13 protein-coding genes are annotated in these 14,079 nt (G+C 74.1%); 7 read left to right on the forward strand and 6 right to left on the reverse strand.

The features are described 5' to 3' along the window. Nucleotides 1-97 precede the first annotated feature (97 nt). Nucleotides 98-1,270 (reverse strand): MFS transporter, encoded by a 1,173-nt coding sequence (locus OG937_34880; GenBank protein ID WUD76508.1) that lies wholly within the window; start codon nucleotides 1,268-1,270, stop codon nucleotides 98-100. Nucleotides 1,271-1,353: 83 nt separating this feature from the next. Between OG937_34880 and OG937_34885 the strand changes: the two genes are divergently transcribed. Continuing rightward, nucleotides 1,354-2,577: an ROK family protein gene (locus OG937_34885; GenBank protein ID WUD76509.1), complete on the forward strand. Its 1,224-nt coding sequence runs from the start codon at nucleotides 1,354-1,356 to the stop codon at nucleotides 2,575-2,577. Nucleotides 2,578-2,606: 29 nt separating this feature from the next. Here OG937_34885 and OG937_34890 read toward each other — a convergent pair whose 3' ends face one another. After that, nucleotides 2,607-3,503 carry a DUF2797 domain-containing protein gene (locus OG937_34890; protein WUD76510.1) on the reverse strand — a complete coding sequence of 299 codons (897 nt, stop codon included), beginning with the start codon at nucleotides 3,501-3,503 and terminating at the stop codon, nucleotides 2,607-2,609. A 163-nt stretch (nucleotides 3,504-3,666) separates the two neighbouring features. Between OG937_34890 and OG937_34895 the strand changes: the two genes are divergently transcribed. From OG937_34895 to OG937_34905, 3 genes are read left to right on the forward strand one after another with little or no spacing between them, the layout of a single operon-like run. Beyond that, complete coding sequence (locus OG937_34895; protein WUD78988.1) at nucleotides 3,667-3,960, forward strand: SHOCT domain-containing protein; 294 nt, start codon at nucleotides 3,667-3,669, stop codon at nucleotides 3,958-3,960. Continuing rightward, nucleotides 3,957-4,727: an ABC transporter ATP-binding protein gene (locus OG937_34900; GenBank protein WUD76511.1), complete on the forward strand. Its 771-nt coding sequence runs from the start codon at nucleotides 3,957-3,959 to the stop codon at nucleotides 4,725-4,727. Before OG937_34895 ends, OG937_34900 begins: the two co-directional genes overlap by 4 nt. Continuing rightward, nucleotides 4,724-7,300 (forward strand): ABC transporter permease, encoded by a 2,577-nt coding sequence (locus OG937_34905; GenBank protein WUD76512.1) that lies wholly within the window; start codon nucleotides 4,724-4,726, stop codon nucleotides 7,298-7,300. Before OG937_34900 ends, OG937_34905 begins: the two co-directional genes overlap by 4 nt. 64 nt (nucleotides 7,301-7,364) lie before the next feature. Here OG937_34905 and OG937_34910 read toward each other — a convergent pair whose 3' ends face one another. After that, nucleotides 7,365-7,922, reverse strand: coding sequence for an ATP-binding protein (locus OG937_34910; GenBank protein ID WUD76513.1), 558 nt, complete (start codon nucleotides 7,920-7,922; stop codon nucleotides 7,365-7,367). A gap of 189 nt (nucleotides 7,923-8,111) precedes the next feature. Then, on the reverse strand, nucleotides 8,112-8,420 hold the full coding sequence (locus tag OG937_34915; protein WUD76514.1) for a hypothetical protein: 309 nt from the start codon (nucleotides 8,418-8,420) through the stop codon (nucleotides 8,112-8,114). Between the two features lie 158 nt (nucleotides 8,421-8,578). On the opposite strand from OG937_34915, the gene OG937_34920 reads away from it, so the two are divergent. The 3 genes from OG937_34920 to OG937_34930 all read left to right on the forward strand — a co-directional run bounded on the left by OG937_34920 (nucleotide 8,579) and on the right by OG937_34930 (nucleotide 12,451). Beyond that, nucleotides 8,579-9,676, forward strand: a complete 1,098-nt coding sequence (locus OG937_34920) for a PLP-dependent cysteine synthase family protein (GenBank protein WUD78989.1) — start codon at nucleotides 8,579-8,581, stop codon at nucleotides 9,674-9,676. Between the two features lie 93 nt (nucleotides 9,677-9,769). Continuing rightward, complete coding sequence (locus tag OG937_34925; GenBank protein WUD76515.1) at nucleotides 9,770-11,170, forward strand: hypothetical protein; 1,401 nt, start codon at nucleotides 9,770-9,772, stop codon at nucleotides 11,168-11,170. 90 nt (nucleotides 11,171-11,260) lie between these two features. Beyond that, complete coding sequence (locus tag OG937_34930; protein ID WUD76516.1) at nucleotides 11,261-12,451, forward strand: hypothetical protein; 1,191 nt, start codon at nucleotides 11,261-11,263, stop codon at nucleotides 12,449-12,451. 26 nt (nucleotides 12,452-12,477) lie between these two features. On the opposite strand, the gene OG937_34935 is transcribed toward OG937_34930, so the two are convergent. Then, the gene (locus OG937_34935; protein WUD76517.1) at nucleotides 12,478-12,954 is read right to left on the reverse strand and encodes an SRPBCC family protein; all 477 of its coding nucleotides are present in this window, start codon (nucleotides 12,952-12,954) and stop codon (nucleotides 12,478-12,480) included. A gap of 25 nt (nucleotides 12,955-12,979) precedes the next feature. Further along, a complete protein-coding gene (locus tag OG937_34940; protein WUD76518.1) occupies nucleotides 12,980-13,843 on the reverse strand; it encodes a DeoR/GlpR family DNA-binding transcription regulator in 864 nt (287 codons plus the stop codon). Nucleotides 13,844-14,079 lie beyond the last annotated feature (236 nt).

The raw sequence follows: 14,079 nt of genomic DNA on the forward strand, positions 1-14,079 counted from the left end.
CGGGGGATCGGCATGTCACCTCCGGCTGCTGTGCGGTCCACAGGGCACCGTCCAGCATGACGCTTCCCGCACGCCGGGGGAATCCGGATGCGACGCGTCAGACTCCGGCGGCCGCGGACGCGTGCCGGGTCGTGTGCGCGACCACGGCGGCCACCGCCGCCAGCGCGGCGACCGTGGTCAGTGCGACCGGCAGCCCGAAGGCGTCGGCGAGGAAGCCGATCGTGGGCGGCCCGAGCAGGAAGCCCGCGTACCCCAGGGTGGAGGCGGTGGCAACACCGCCGGGGCCGCCGAGGGCGCCGGCCCGGCCGATGGCCACGGGGAAGACGTTGGCGAGCCCGAGCCCGGTGAGCGCGAAGCCGGCCAGGACGAGCCAGACCTCGGGGCCGAACGCCCCCAGCAGCATCCCTGCGCAGGCCGTCAGTCCGCCCAGCACCACCGCGCGGGTCGGGCCAAGCCGCAACAGGAGGGCGGTGCCGGAGAGGCGTCCTACGGTCATCGCGAGGGCGACGGCGGCGTATCCGGTGGCCGCGAGGGCCGGACCGGTGTGCAGGTCCTCCTGAAAGTGGAGCGGACCCCATTCGGCGAGCGCTCCCTCGCCGTAGGCGGTGCACAGCGCGATCAGGCCGAAGACGGGGACCATCCGCCGGCCGCCTGCCTGACGCGCCGTGTCGTGTGCACCCTCCATGGTGACGGCCGAGGGATCCGCGGGCTCCGCGGGACGGGGGACGGCGTGTCTGAGCAGGAGCCGCCCGAGCAGCACCGTGGCCAGGAGCCCGAACACCGCGACGCCAACGAGGTGCTGGGCCGGTGTCAGCCGCGCGGCCAGCGGTCCGCCGACGCCCGCCCCGACCAGTCCGCCCAGGCTGTACGCCGCGTGGAAACCGGGCATGATGGGGCGCCGCAGCGCGGCCACCAGGTCGACGGCGACGCTGTTCATCGCGACGTTCATGCCGCCGAAGCCCACGCCGAGCAGGAGCAGTACGAGACCGAGGGCGAGGGGGGAGTGGGTGAACGGAGGCAGCGCGACGCCCAGTGACAGGACGGCACCGGTGCCGACGGTCACCTGCCGGGCCCCGAAGCGCCGGCACAGCCGCCCGCTGGGGATCATGGTGGCGACCGCCCCCGCCGACACGCCGAGCAGCGCGAGGCCGAGCGCCCCGGCCGAGGCGCCGACCTGCTCCTTGACGGCGGGGATGCGAACGACCCAGCCGGCGAAGACGAATCCGTCCAGGGCGAAGAACGCGGTCAGGGCGACACGGAGGCGCCGCAAAGGGAGCGGCGGACTTGCGCGATCTTGCCGGGCGAGTACGCTCCGTATTTTGTTTAGGCTCGGCACAAAGTGAGAATAGGACTGTGACCCAGACTCGGACAAGGTTGGAGCGGGGCCGTGGTGCGCTCGGTCCCGCGCTCGCGCTCGTGCACACCGGGCGTGCCCCCACCCGCGCCGTGCTCACCGCCGAACTCGGCGTGACGCGGGCGACCGCGGGGGCCGTCGCCGCCGAGTTGGAGGCACTGCGCCTGATCCGGGTCGACACCCGGCCGGGCGGACCCGCCGGAGCGCAGGGCCGGCCCTCGCACCGGCTCGCCGTCAACCCCGAGGGGCCCGTCGTCCTCGCCGCGCAGATCCACGCCGACGGATTCCGCGCCGCCCTGGTCGGACTCGGCGGCCACATCCTCGCGTCCACTCCGGTCGCCATGACCGTGCCCGCTGACCCCGCCCGGGTCCTCGGCGCCGTCGTCGCAGCCGGCGCGGAGCTGCTGCGCGCCTCCGGCCGGGCGTGCGCGGGCGCCGGTCTCGCCGTGCCCTCCGCCGTCGCCGAGCCGGAAGGCGCCGCGCTCAACCCCCTTCACCTCGCCTGGCCCGCGGGCGCACCCGTCCTGGACATCTTCCGCGAGCAGATCGAGCGGTCGGGCATCATCTCCCCCAACGGGGCGCCGCCGCCGTGCTTCGTCGGCAACGACGTCAACGTCGCCGCGCTCGCCGAGCACCGGCACGGCGCCGGACAGGGAGCCGAGCACCTGCTGGTCGTCGCCACCGGCCACCGCGGCGTGGGTGGTGCGCTCGTCCTGCACGGCAAGCTCCACACCGGCAGTGCCGGACTCGCCCTGGAGGTCGGCCACCTCACCGTCAACCCCGAGGGCCGCCCCTGCCATTGCGGCAGCCGTGGCTGCCTCGACGTCGAAGTGGACCCCCTCGCCTTCCTGGAGTCCGCCGGCCGGATCCCCGGCCCCGAGGGCTCGCTGCCCGACCAGTGCCGCGCCCTGCTCCGTGAGGAGTACGACGACCCCGCGGTGCGGCGCGCCGCCGACAGCCTCATCGACCGCCTCGGCCAGGGACTCGCGGGACTGGTCAACGTCCTCAACCCCGACCGGATCCTGCTCGGCGGCCTGCACCGCTGGCTGCTCGACGCCGACCCGGGGCGGCTGCGTGCCGTCGTCGCCGAACGCAGCCTGTGGGGGCGCAGCGGCGGCATCCCGCTGCTCGCCTGCGCCCTGGACCACAACAGCCTCGTCGGGGCCGCGGAACTGGCCTGGCAGCCCGTGCTGGACGACCCGCTCACGGCGCTCGGCGCCTGAGGTCCGTCCCCGGGATCACCGACACACCGTCAGAACAGCGGCTCCGGAGGCTCGGTGGCCTGCGGTAGCGCCTTCGTGGGCGGGGCCGGCAGGTCCTCCACCGACGCGGTGAGCGGCCATCCCGGCACCAGGTGCGTGTCGAGCAGCAGGACACCGCCGGCCGGCCCGGCGGTGCGGAGGTAGACATCGCCCCCGGCCACCGCCACGACGGTGCCGCCCAGGGCGGTGGCCGGGGCGAGCCCGGTCACCGCGGCGGTGGCCTGCGGCGCGTCGGGCTCCAGGCCGAACACCGCCGCGTGGTCGACGGGTTGGAACCCGGTGGCGGTCAGCGTGTCCCGCCAGTCGGGGACCGCGGCCGCCGCCTCGTGGAGGGCCCGCAGCCCGGCCACCCGTGCGGGCGCGGGTGGCAGCGCGCCGCGGGCGGCACGCTTCGCGGACGTCGCCACCCGGTCCGGGATGCCCAGCGCCGTCCCGAGGACCGACTCGGCGCGACGCGCGGCCATCAGCGGCCCCCGGCCCAGGAACGTGAAGCAGATCGCGGCCTGTTCGAGCAGCCGCGCACTGCCCCGCTCGGCCGCCGTGATGCCGACCTTGCCCAGACCCGGGCCGAACCAGGCCAGGTACACCGCGAAGGTCCGGGGGTCGTCCAGCCGCGTGTCCGCCGCCACGGACCGGGAGCGGTCCAGCGCCGCGCACTGCTCGCACTGGTCGCGGCGGGCCCGCGCGGGAAGTTCCGCGGCCCGTGGGCACGGAGTCCAGCGCCCCGAACGCCACACGCCCATGCACTGCCGCACCGCGCCCGGCTGCACGGCGAGCGCCAGCGGGTCGCCGAGGCGCACGGGACTGCGCCGGTCGCCGTGGCGGGGGTGCCACCAGGTCCACGCCGGGCCCCCGGACACCCATCGCAGACCTGTGCATCGCCACATGATCCGCATGTTAGGCGCAGGCACCGACAGCGGCCGTACTCCCCGGGTGGTACCCGCGGTGCCGCTGGCCGTACGACGACCAGCGGCCGCGCGCGGACCAGTCTCGTAGTGCCGGAAAACCACGGCATCACCAAGGAGACGATTCGCGATGGACGCCAACGCACTGACCTCGCTCGCCGACCACTGGGACGGGGGCCCCGGCCCCTGGATCCTGTTCTTCCCGCTGATCTGGGCCGCCGTCATCGGAGGCGTCGCATTCGTGCTGCGCCGCGCCGCGTGGCGCAGGGGCCTCGGCCGTGGCCCCTGGCACGCCCGGGCCGCGATCGGCGAGCACTCGCCGATCGCCGTACTGGGCCGCCGCTTCGCCGCGGGCGAGATCGACGAGGACGAGTACTGGCGCCGGCTGTCCGTCCTGGACGAGCAGTTCGGCCGCTTCCCCAAGGGCGGGGAGCGATGACCGCCGCCCGCGTTGCCGACGCAGTAAAGACCTACGGGGCGGGCGACGCCCAGGTGCGCGCATTGGACGGGGTCACGGTCGGGTTCCCCAGCGGGCGGTTCACCGCGATCATGGGTCCTTCCGGGTCCGGGAAGTCCACCCTCATGCACTGCGCCGCCGGCCTGGACACCCTCACCTCCGGGACCGCCTGGATCGGCGACACCGAGTTGGGGGCGCTCGGCGACCGGCAGTTGACGCTGCTGCGCCGGGAGCGGGTCGGTTTCGTCTTCCAGTCCTTCAACCTGCTGCCGACCCTGACCGTGGCGGAGAACATCACCCTGCCCCAGGACCTGGCCGGTGCCGGGACGGACCGTGAGTGGGTGGACGCCCTGATCGACGTCGTGGGCCTGGGCGACCGGCTGCGGCACCGCCCGACCGAGCTCTCCGGGGGCCAGCAGCAGCGCGTGGCGGTGGCCAGGGCGCTGGCCGGGCGGCCCGAGGTCGTCTTCGCCGACGAGCCCACCGGCAACCTCGACTCGCGGTCCGGCGAGGAGGTGCTGCGCCTGCTGGGACGGGCCGTCCACGAGATGGGCCGCACGGTCGTCATGGTCACCCACGACCCGGTCGCCGCCGCCCACGCCGACGAGGTCGTCTTCCTCGCCGACGGACGCCTGGTGGACACGATGCCCGACCCGAGCGCGGAGAAGGTCCTCGACCGCATGAAGGCCTTCGACACCGCCCGCGACGCGGGACGCCGCACCGCACCAGGGCAGCGGGTGACGTCATGAGCGCGCCGACCGGGCCGGTCCGCGCGTCCCTGCGGCTGAGCCTGTCCTCCCTGAGGGCCCACAAGCGCCGGTTCGCCGGCACCTTCCTGGCGGTCTTCCTGGGTGTCGCCTTCCTGGCGGGCACCATGGTGATGGGCGACACCCTGCGCGCCAGCTTCGACACGCTCTTTGGACACGCCAACAGCGGCACCGACGTGGTCGTCCGCAGCGCCGACGTCGTCACCGTCCCCGGGGAGGGACAAGGCACCCGCGAACCCGTCGACAGCGCGCTCGTCGCGCGGCTGCGGGCCGTACCCGGGGTGGCGGCCGTCGCGGCCGACATCGAGGGCGCGGGCCAACTCGTCGGCCGTGACGGCGAGCCCGTCGGCGGTCAGGGCCCGCCGACCCTCGCCGGGAACTGGATCGACGACGCCGGGCTCAACCCGTACGCCCTCGCGGAGGGCCGCGCTCCCAGGGCCGCCGGCGAGGCCGTGGTGAACCGTGCCGCGGCCGAGCAGGGCGGGCTGGGCATCGGCGACACGACCGTACTGCGCACCCCCGACCCGCTGCGCGTGACGATCGTCGGACTGGTGACCTTCGGCGGCGAGGACGGCATGGGCCAGTCCACCTTCACCGGCCTCACCCGCGCCGACGCCGAGCGCCAACTGATGCCGAGGCCCGGCCGGGCGTCCACGATCAAGGTGCGTGCGGCCTCCGGCGTCGGCCAGGAAGAGCTGGCGAGGCGCGTCGCGGGCGTGCTGCCCCACGGTGTCGAGGCGATCACCGGTCAGCAGGCCACGGACGAGAACCTCGACCAGGTCTCGGGCCGGTTCCTGTCGCTGTTCACGACCCTGCTCACGGTCTTCGCCGGGATCGCCCTGCTCGTGGCGACCTTCAGCATCCACAACACCTTCGCGATCGTCGTCGCCCAGCGCACCCGGGAGAACGCCCTGCTGCGGGCGCTCGGCGCGTCCAGGCGTCAGGTGCTGGGCTCGACCCTCACGGAGGCCGTGGCCGTGGCACTGGCCGCCTCGGCCGCCGGGCTCCTGGGCGGGATCGGCATCGCGGCCGGGCTGCAGGCGCTGTTCCCGGCCGTCGGATTCCCCTTCCCGGACGGGGGACTGGTCGTCGGCGCCACCGCCATGGCCGTACCGCTCGGCATCGGCCTGCTCGTCTGCACCGGCTCGGCCGTGCTGCCCGCCGTACGTGCCGGGCGGACGGCGCCGCTCGCCGCGCTGCGCGAGACGGCGGTGGACCACTCCGGTGCCTCGCGCGGACGGGCGGCGCTGGGGGCCGTGCTGGCGGTGGCCGGTGCCGCGACGACCGTCGCGGGCGCGGCGGGCACGCCAGAGGTGTGGCTCACCTCGGTCGGCGCCGCCGTGGTCGTCGTCGCCTTCGTCGTCCTGGGGCCGGTCGCCGTCTCGTACGCGGTGCGCGTCCTGGGAGCCCCGCTCGCGCGGCTGCGCGGTGCCACCGGAGCGCTGGCCCGGCGGAACGCGCTGCGGAGCCCGAAGCGGACGGCGGCCACCGCCACCGCGCTGATGATCGGCGTCGCGGTCGTGTCGCTCTTCACCGTCTTCGGCGCCTCCCTGAAGGCCACCATGGACCGGACCGTCGACCGCTCCTTCGCCGGCGACGTCGCCCTGACCGCCTCGGGGTTCGGTGCGGGTGCGAACGGTCTCAGCCCGGGGCTCGCACCCGCCGTGGCGAAGCTGCCCGAGGTGGCGACGGCGGTCGGGCTCGGCAAGGGCGTCGCCGAAGTCGACGGCGGCGGGCGGCAGCTGACGGTCACCGACCCCGTCGCCCTGACGCGCGTGCTCGACCTCGGTGCCGTCGACGGCTCCCTGAGCGGCCTCGGCCGGGACGGCATCGCCGTCTCCCGCAAGGAAGCGGACAAGCACCACTGGAAGCCGGGCAGCACCATGGTGCTTGCGTTCGCCGACGGCACCCGCCAGACCTTCACCGTGCGCGCCGTCTACCCGGAGGCCGGCCTCGGCGGCGACTACATCGTTACCCGCACTGCCTGGGCACCGCACAAGGTGCAGGACGCCGACGACCTCGTCGCCGTCGCCTTCAAGAAGGGCGTCGCCCTCGACGAGGGCCGCACAGCCGTCCAAGGAGTCGCCCGGCAGTACGGCAACCCCGAGGTCCAGACCCGTGAGGAGTACGCGGAATCCGCCGCCTCGGGCGTGGACATCATGCTGACGCTCGTCTACGCACTGCTCGCGCTGGCCGTCCTCATCGCGCTGCTCGGCATCACCAACACGCTCACCCTCGCGGTGCACGAGCGCACCCGCGAACTCGGGCTGCTGCGCGCGGTCGGGCAGACCAGGGCCCAGTTGCGGACCATGGTCCGCTGGGAGTCCGTCCTGGTCGCCGCCTTCGGCACGGCCGGCGGGCTGGGGCTCGGGGGGTTCCTCGGCTGGGCACTGGTCAAGGCGTCGGACGGCGCGGGCACGAGCGCCTTCGCGGTGCCGCCCGTCCAGCTCGCGGTCGTCGTGCTGGTCGGGCTGGTCGCCGGAGTCCTGGCCGGTTGGCGTCCGGCCCGGCGCGCGGCGCGTCTGGACGTACTGAGGGCCATCGCAGCGGAATGACTCCGCCGACGACGGCCCGGGGGCCACGGCCGCCGTGCCCCTCCGGGGGTGCGGCGGCCGCGCGTCAGACCAGCACCGGTTCGGCCGCGGCCGGGACCAGCCGATCGAGCACCGGGGCCCAGGCCTCCGGCGTCTCGGGGAGCACCGGCAGCGTCCGCGGGGCGACCTTGCGGACGACGGCCGCCGACACCTGCTCGGTCATCGCCCTGGACGAGACCGTCGCCTCGGCCCGGAGCGTGAACCACACGACCTTGCCACCGTCGTTGACGGTCTCGGTGCCCCAGCTGTCGCTCATCGACACGACCATGGCGAGGCCGCGGCCGCAGGTGGCCAGGGGCTCGAACTCGCGGACCCGCGGCAGGCGCGGATCGTTGTCCGAGACGGCGACGGTGAGCCAGCCGGAGGCGAAACTCAGCTCGACGGAACAGCGCTTGTCCGGCCGGGCGTGCCGGTGGACGTTGCCGAGCAGTTCGGTGATGCCCAGCAGAGTGGGGTCGATCAGGGGGTCCAGCCGCCAGTACCGCAGTTGAGCGGCGACGATGCGGCGTACCTGCTGGATCCGGGACGGCAGTGCCTCAAGTTCCAGGGCACACTGCCGTTTACTGCCTTCTGAGCTGATCACGGCTGCGACTCCCTCCGCGGTGAGGGCGCGCCCCTGTGATCGGGGCATGCCCCGCCCGCATGGTATGGGAACACCTTTGCGGGATTGCTGTGAGTGACTGCTGCAGTGACTCCGTGACGCCACTCAAGGATCACCCCGATGGATGCTTACCGCAACTCCGTGAACGCGGAGAGTGCCGTTCCGCTCGGCTCAGCGGCGCGCGACCCGTTCCCGGGCCGTGCGCAGGGCGTCCAGGAAGCGCCCCGCGGACGCCGCGCCCTGCGTGCGCAGGGTCAGCAGGTAGCCGGTGCCGTTGAGCCGTGTCAGGGTGCGCCGCCGCACCGCGAAACGCGGGGTCAGGGCGTGGACGTCCTCCACCGGGGCGCTGTCGATCTCCCGCCCGCGGCTGGTGAGCAGCACCAGGCGGCCGTCACGGATCAGGACCTGCCCGCCCCGGGTGAGCGACCGCAGCCGCCGTCCGATCCGCACCCCTGTGGCGGTGAACTCCGCTTCGGCCACGGCGCATCCCCTCCTTCGTCCGCTCGAAGTCTGCCCGCTCCGGGGGGCGTGGCACCAGCGTCTGCCTATGATCGGGACACGGGCGCGAACGGAAGGCGGCGCAGGTGGACAGCAGCGAGAAGGGTGACCGCGAAGACCGTGCGAGGGCGACGGAGGCGATGCCCACCGTCGACGTGGACCGGACCGACCCGGACTACCGGGGGTGGCTGAAAGAGGCCGTGCGCAAGGTCCAGGCGGACGCCAACCGCTCCGCCGACACACACCTGTTGCGCTTCCCGCTCCCCGACGCCTGGGGCATCGACCTCTACCTGAAGGACGAGTCGACCCACCCGACCGGCAGCCTCAAGCACCGCCTCGCCCGTTCGCTGTTCCTCTACGGCCTCTGCAACGGCTGGGTCCGGCCGGGCAAGCCCGTCATCGAGGCCTCCAGCGGTTCGACCGCGGTGTCCGAGGCGTACTTCGCCGCCTTGATCGGCGTGCCGTTCATCGCCGTGATCCCGCGCACCACCAGCTGGGAGAAGCAGCGGCTGATCGAGTTCCACGGCGGCCGGTGCCACCTGGTGGACGACCCGCGGACGGTCTACGAGGTCTCCGCCCGCCTCGCGGAGGAGAGCGGCGGCCACTACATGGACCAGTTCACCTACGCCGAGCGCGCCACCGACTGGCGCGGCAACAACAACATCGCCGAGTCGATATACCAGCAGCTGAGCCTGGAACGGAACCCCTGCCCGGCGTGGATCGTGGCCACCGCCGGCACCGGCGGCACCTCGGCCACCATCGCCCGCTACATCCACTACATGCAGTACGAAACCCTGGTGTGCGTCGCGGACCCGGAGAACTCGGTGTTCTTCGACGGCTGGGTGAGCGGCGACGACTCCGTGTGCTGCGACCGCGGTTCACGGATCGAGGGCATCGGCCGCCCGAGGGTGGAGCCCAGCTTCGTGCCCGGTGCCATCGACCGGATGATGAAGGTGCCGGACGCGGCGTCGGTGGCGGCGGTCCGCGCCCTGGAGGCGGCCATCGGGCGCAAGGCCGGGGGATCGACGGGCACCGGCCTGTGGAGCGCCTTCAAGATCGTCTCGGAGATGGTCGCGGCGGGCCGCACGGGCAGTGTCGTCACCTTGCTGTGCGACCCTGGCGACCGGTACCTGGACAAGTACTATTCCGATGCCTGGCTCGCCCAACAGGGCTTGGACGTCACGCCGTACGCCGTCACCATCGACGCCTTCCTGACGGCGGGGAGCTGGCCGGACTGACCCGGTCCGTCCGTTCCGTTCTGTTACGTCGTGGTCACCGGGAGTCCGCCGGAGTACCGCCTTCCCTTCCACGGGCGCTCTTAGCGTCCGGATATGACGATCTCTCACGTCGCGCCTCCGGCGGTCGCGCCGCCGTCCCCCGCACCCGGTGCGTCCGCACCGCCGGTGCGCCGGGCGCCGGTACCGCCCGTCCGGGCGCGGCGCCGGCGCATGCCGCCCCCGGCGCGCCTGGTCGTCCAGGCGACCGCCGCGCTGGTGGCCGTCCTCGCCCTGTGCCTCGCCGTGGTCGTCGGGGCCGTCACCGTACGGTCGGACGCCGAGCAGTTGCGCGACACCTCCGCGCACCGCGCCGCCGTCACTGCGGAACTCCGCTTCGCCCTGGCGGACCTGGACGCCCAGCGCGCCAACCAGCTGGTGCCCGGCCACGCGGTCGACGACCCCGAGGTGTCGGTCGGCAACCGCCTCCTCGCGCTCATCACCGCCCAGCAGCGCCGTGCCCAGGCCAGCGACCTCCTCCGGCAGCTCGGCGGCGACGAGGCCCATGCCGCGCAGGTGCGCGGCATCCTCGACCTGCTCGGGCGCTACGACGACGCCAGCGGTCGTGCCGCCTACGTCGACGAGCAGCACCACGACCGGGCCGCGGGCCACCCGCCGGCGGTCGCCGTCGCCTTCTCCGCCGAGGCGGGCGACATCATGCACAGCCACCTGCTGCCCAAGGTCGCGACGCTGGCGAAGGCCTACGACGCGCAGGCCACCGCGGCGTCGCGCACCGCGCAGGACGCCGCCGTGCGCTCGGCCGTGGCCGTGGGGTTCCTGGGCCTGGTCGCCGTCGCCGTACTCCTGTGGTGGCAGCGGGACCTGACCCGCCGTTACCGCCGTGTCCTCAACCCGGCGCTGGCCGCCGCCACGGCCGCGGCGCTCGGGGTCACCCTCGCCGGCGTGTTCTCCTTCACCGGTGCCGCCGCCGACCTCGACGCGGGGACCCGGGACGGACTGCGCCCCTGGTCCCGGCTCACACAGGCCCGCGCGGTCGCCGCGGAGGCCGCCGCCACGCAGAGCCGCTGGCTCGTCAACGGCGCCGAGCCGCAGCAGCGCGCCGAACTCGACGCGCTCAACCGGCGGCTGGACGGCCTGCTCGCCCCCGACGGCTGGGCCGCGGCGGACGAGCGTCCCGCGTACGCCGACGTCAACGAGCGCTACGGGCACTTCCGCGCCGACGACCGCAAGCTCGTCGAGCTGATGGCCGGCAAGCGGATCGACGAGGCGGCCGTGGTGCTCACCGACGTCGGGCGCGGCGAGGTGGGGTTCGACTTCTGGGACTTCGCGACCACCCTGGACGTGCTCGCGCAGGACCAGCAGGCCGACTTCACCGTGCGCACGGACGCCGCGCGCTCCGCGCTCGACGGCTGGCCCGCCGTTCCCGCGGGCGTCCTCGGCATCGCCGCGGCCCTCGTCGTGGTCGGTGTGCGGCCGCGGCTCGCGGAGTACCGGTGAGGCGGTGGTCCCGGGGCCGACGGGGCTTGTGGGGAAACTGCGTTCGGTTATAGAAAGGCCTGTCAGTCCGATCTTGTGAAAGAGCTTCCGGTGACCACCACTCCGCCGCCCCCCGACGACGTCCCCTCCGTGCCCGACGACATCTGGGAGCGGTTCGTCCAGGACAGCGAGGCGGATATCCGCGCGTCGGCGCCCAAGGAACCCTCCGCGCGGGCCCGTATGGTCACCGAGCGACTGCGGCAGCAGGACGCGGAGGCGGCGCGCCGCACCAAGCGCAAAGGGCGCGGCAACCCGCCGCCCGCGCAGCCCGAGGGCTGGCGCACCGGCCCCGCGGTCTACGCGGTCGAGGCGCGCGGCCACCGGCGCCGCCGGTGGCTCGGGCTGGTCGGCGTCCTCGTCGCCGTCGGGGTGCTGCTGTTCGCTTTGAACCCGGGCTGGGCGCTGGACGCGATGCGCGGCAGCGCGGCCCCGGACCCCTCGCCGCTCCCCGCGGAGACCGCGCGGCCGACGAGCGCCCCGTCGAAGGAGGCGTTCCCCGGCACGCCCACGCTTGAGGACCCGTTCGCCGGCTCCCCGGCGAAGCAGTACGCCGACGGCGCCGCGGGGATCGTCCCGCCGAAGGCGCGGTCGGCCGGCTGGATGACGTCGGCGCAGGTGACGGCGGCCCTCAAAAACGTCAAGGCGTACCTGGTCGACACCAACCTCGACCCCGCGACGCTTCGGGGCGAACGGCCCGACGCCGCCCTGGGGATGCTCGATCCGAGCCAGCGCGACCTGCGCACCCGGTTCGAGACGGCCTTCCGCAAGCCGACCGAGAAGAACGACCCGCTCCGGCTCGCGGTGCGCTTCAAGCCTTCCGAAGTCGCCCTGGCGGGAGATGTGGTCAAGACCCGCGGCCGGATGGCCTTCGCGAAGGGCAAGGACCGCGCCGTCGTCGTCCACGCCGACTACACCTTCGTGTACCCCCTGGTGCAGGCGGGGTCCGGTTCCACCGAGGTCGCCCGGACGATCATCCGCCGCATCCTGGACGTGGAGTTCCCCGACCCGTCCCGCTACCGGGTGACCCCCGGCAAGTTCGCGATCACCCTGTACGTCGACGACGTCGCCAACACGGCCTGCTCCGTCCATGACGGCTGGCTCCACCCGCAGTTCGCCTCCGACGCCTCGCCGGGGGACGACCCCGGTCGGTCGGGGCCCACCGTGGACCCCTACGACCGCAGCAGGGACCTCAAGGCCGGGCGGACGGGGTCAGAGGGCTGCGGCACCGTCTCCCGTACCTGAGGCCCCGGCTCCGCCGGGAGGCCCGTTCAGGAGGCCAGCCGGCGGTCCAGCGAGCGGACCGCGGAACGGAACGACAGGCCGAGGCCCGGGCGGGACAGGAGCAGGAAGGTGCGCAGGGACGGGGCGCCGTCGGCGGCGAAGGTCCAGCGCACGTGGGTGCCGCCGGCCGGGGTGGGGGAGAGCGCCCATTCCTCCAGCAGGGCGCGCAGGCCAGGGGCGTTCGTGGCGTCGACGCGGTAGGCGAAGCGCCGCGGGGGCTCGTCGGCGAGGACGGTCTCCTCGAAACGCACTCCTCCCCGGAGCCCGATCGCGCGGCCCGTGGCGGTCGGCACGGCGGCCGTGACGGCGCCGAACCACGCCGTCCAGCCCTCGGTGTCCTTGGCGAGCGCGGCGTGCACGGCGTCGGGCGGCGCCGTGACGTCGGCGGCGAAGACGAGACGCAGCGGCGCCGAGGCGAGGAAGCCCAGGTCCACCTGACGTGTGGGGCGCAGTCGGCGGGTCATGGGCCGTACGGTAGTTGATACTCTGTCAGTTGTCTGCGGGACCCTCGCGCAGGGCGCCGCCCGGCTCGGTGTCCCCGGGCTCGCCGGCGACGATCAGGTCCGACAGGTGCTCGGCGATCTCCGCCCGGAGCACCTCGGGGATGCCCGCGTCGGTGACGAGGGTGTCCACGTCCTCCAGGGTGGCGAAGGAGCTCAGTCCCACGGTGCCCCACTTGGTGTGGTCGGCGATGACGACCACCCGGCGTGCGGAGCGGACGAAGCGCCGGTTGGTCTCCGCCTCGGCGAGGTTGGGGGTGGACAGGCCGGCCTCGACCGAGATGCCGTGGACGCCGAGGAAGAGCAGGTCGAAGTGGAGCGAGCCGATCGCCCGGTCCGCGACGGGGCCGACGAGGGAGTCCGAGGGGGTGCGCACACCGCCGGTGAGGACGACGGTCGCGGCGCCCTCGCGGCCGCCGCCCGCGCCGCGGGCCGCGGAGTGGAAGACGTCGGCGACGCGGACGGAGTTGGTGACCACGGTGAGGTCGGGCACGTCGAGGAGGTGCTGGGCCAGGGCGTACGTCGTCGTGCCGCCGGTGAGCGCGATGGCGCTGCCGGGGGTGACCAGGCGGGCGGCGGCGCGGGCGATGGCCTCCTTGGCCCCGAGCTCGAGGCCCGCCTTCGCCTCGAAGCCCGGCTCGTGGCTGCTGGCGGGGGCGACCGGCACGGCGCCGCCGTGGACCTTCTCGACCACGCCCTGACGGGCGAGCGCGTCGAGGTCGCGGCGGACGGTCATGTCCGACACGTTCAGCTTCCGGGTCAGCTCGTTGACCCGGACCCCGCCGCGGCGCCGGACCTCGTCCAGGATCAGCGCACGCCGCTGTTCCGCGAGCAGGTTCTGGTTGTCGCTCACCCGAGGTCCCGTCCCATCCTCTGATGTGATCCCGATGCTGCCCGGACCGGCAGTCTCGCCATCCTTCCACGACCGCCCCCGCCGGACGGGGGGCGAAGGGCGCGGGGTGACCGGTCCCACACGTACCGCGTGTGACACGTTCGGGTGGCATTCGTGAACACCTCTGTCCAGTACTGGTACGTGTGCCCGATTCTGAATACGCGCGATGCCGTACGCGCGTCACGGGGAAAGTACGG

This window comes from Streptomyces sp. NBC_00510, assembly GCA_036013505.1.
In the GTDB taxonomy this organism is placed as follows: domain Bacteria; phylum Actinomycetota; class Actinomycetes; order Streptomycetales; family Streptomycetaceae; genus Actinacidiphila.

Bases quoted from the DNA above. Each gene is read 5' to 3' on its own strand.
- OG937_34890 (WUD76510.1), bottom strand. From the start codon at position 3,503: ATGTGGCGATGCACAGGTCTGCGATGGGTGTCCGGGGGCCCGGCGTGG.
- OG937_34900 (WUD76511.1), top strand. From the start codon at position 3,957: ATGACCGCCGCCCGCGTTGCCGACGCAGTAAAGACCTACGGGGCGGGC.
- OG937_34905 (WUD76512.1), top strand. From the start codon at position 4,724: ATGAGCGCGCCGACCGGGCCGGTCCGCGCGTCCCTGCGGCTGAGCCTG.
- OG937_34920 (WUD78989.1), top strand. From the start codon at position 8,579: ATGCCCACCGTCGACGTGGACCGGACCGACCCGGACTACCGGGGGTGG.
- OG937_34925 (WUD76515.1), top strand. From the start codon at position 9,770: ATGACGATCTCTCACGTCGCGCCTCCGGCGGTCGCGCCGCCGTCCCCC.
- OG937_34935 (WUD76517.1), bottom strand. From the start codon at position 12,954: ATGACCCGCCGACTGCGCCCCACACGTCAGGTGGACCTGGGCTTCCTC.